The organism is Pleionea sp. WD8-19 (genome assembly GCF_055326765.1).
Genome location: NZ_JBUZOU010000052.1, coordinates 1 through 1,997 on the forward strand (window position 1 = coordinate 1; position 1,997 = coordinate 1,997).

At 37.1% G+C, this 1,997-nt stretch carries 2 protein-coding genes; one reads left to right on the forward strand and one right to left on the reverse strand.

Going from position 1 to position 1,997, the window contains the following annotated elements:
- Positions 1 to 118: 118 nt before the first annotated feature.
- Positions 119 to 430, reverse strand: coding sequence for a hypothetical protein (locus tag ACTUJY_RS21045; protein WP_463618099.1), 312 nt, complete (start codon positions 428 to 430; stop codon positions 119 to 121).
- 593 nt (positions 431 to 1,023) lie between these two features.
- On the opposite strand from ACTUJY_RS21045, the gene ACTUJY_RS21050 reads away from it, so the two are divergent.
- Positions 1,024 to 1,572 carry a hypothetical protein gene (locus ACTUJY_RS21050; protein WP_463618100.1) on the forward strand — a complete coding sequence of 183 codons (549 nt, stop codon included), beginning with the start codon at positions 1,024 to 1,026 and terminating at the stop codon, positions 1,570 to 1,572.
- Positions 1,573 to 1,997: the final 425 nt, after the last annotated feature.

The window sequence follows — 1,997 nt, forward strand, 5'->3', positions numbered from 1 at the left end:
TACGAACTGGATGGATCAAAGTTCATTATCCTAACGGATAATTTAAATGAACCGCCCTGTGCGGACCCGCTTGCAGGGTGGTGTGGGGGCTGGAGGCTAGATACCTCCGGCTACCCGATTAGGTGTTCTCACTAGCTTTTAAACCACAGTTTGCACAAAAAGAGGCTTTTGGTGTACGAAACAAATGTCCGCACTTAATACACTCAGGCCCAAAATTACTTAACCTATGATGCCAAATTGCAGCATAGTTTGTTTCTTTGAATCCTGTTAACTCAAAATATTTATCTGTAGCTGGTTTGAACGCTAGTTGTGTTGCTGTTTTAAGATCAACATAATGTTCCGCACGGTAGGCTTTAATGCTCTTCATTTGGTTTGTTAGCAATGGTGCGATAGTCTCCCATTCGTGTTCCTTAAGCATGGGAACTTTCATCTTGCATCGCCAGCAAAAGTATTCCTTCATTATTTTTACACCTAACATTAGTAAAATGCGGACCCTAAGAACCACACATCCAAATATCTCACCTCGGAAATTTTCCCATATTTTTTAACAAATACATACAATTAAGATTACCACCTTCTCATAAAGAGTTAAGAAAAAGCGGACCGAATTTCGGCATAACACCCCTGGTTATTTATCACACTAAAATAAAACGCGCCAAATCAATTACTTACAATAATTTACGAAATTCTATTGAGAAACTACCGACGGAATACGCCATAAATAGCCCAAAATTTTGCAGGCTTATCTCGAAACATGTCAATAGAAAAAGGTTAAAAGCGGACGTTTAGACAATAAATAAATCGAGCAAGAAGGAAGCGAGGATGTGCCTCAGCTTTAAGATATTAGCCGAAATTAGCGCTGCAAAATTATATTAATCGCTTTAGATGGATTAGTCTGGACTCCATCTGGCACTTTTGGTTGGGAGAGCTGAATATGACCAGTCAGTCTAATTTCGGCTAATATCTTAAAATAGAAGTTATGGGATCTTTAGAAATCGATAGTGAGACTTAAGGAGTAAAGAAATGGGCACTAAAACTGCGGGACAAAAACATACTAACTGGGACTACGTGAGATTAGGGTTTGTTTGCGTTTTTATTCTGGGTGTAGTTATATTTTACTTTTTTAATTTTAACTATGTTATCTCTGATAGCCAGGAAAAGTGGGGGCAGTTTGGAGATTATATTGGAGGTGTACTTAATCCTGTCGTTGCCTTCTTCGCTTTCGTTTATTTATGGATTTCAGTTGGGATACAAAGAGATGAAATGCGGAAAATGTCCTCGTCGATGGACGATTCATTCAAAGAACAAGTAAAAACGCAAAAAATTCAAGCAATTACAGCACAACTCTCGATGTATAATATCCAATTAGATACTCTAAAAAGAGAAAGACTTTTTATTCTTGAGCATGGATTCGGGAAAAATCCTGTATCTAGCTTTCCTGTTGGTAAAGACGAGTCGCCGACGAAGCCTCTCGATTTTTTAAGCCAAATAAATTCAAGTATAAAAGAAGTAGAGAGTAAACAGAACGAATTATCTGGGAATTTGAGAAATGTACTTGATGGGTTTTTATAACCTTAATAAGAGCAAATTTAATGATTACGTATTAAAGCGTTAGGTAGTGTAAAGGTCTCGAAATCCATTGTACTTGAATTAATCAAATTTATTTTCATCTCCACAAATGGACGCTTATAGAATAGCGAGGTGCACGATTAGGATTAGGTCGAACTCTTAATTCTATTCAGTCAGCTCAAGTATGAGCTACTACACTTTAGTGTTTGAAGTGTAGAATTATGCACATACCAATTCTTCTAATCACATCTCCAAACTTCAGCATAGAGATTTATCCCAAATTCATGCTGACTGATTATATTAAGCGGTAGTGTTTAGAAATCTGTGTCATTTCAGTAAACTGTTAAAAACAGGAATGACCTATGACTCAAGAATTCGACTTTAATAAAGCATTAGAACAACTTCAATCAGGTAAGGCGCTGACCGGT

Excerpts from the sequence above, each read along its gene's own strand:
- ACTUJY_RS21050 (WP_463618100.1), top strand. The coding sequence starts at position 1,024 with ATGGGCACTAAAACTGCGGGACAAAAACATACTAACTGGGACTACGTG.
- ACTUJY_RS21045 (WP_463618099.1), bottom strand. The coding sequence starts at position 430 with ATGAAAGTTCCCATGCTTAAGGAACACGAATGGGAGACTATCGCACCA.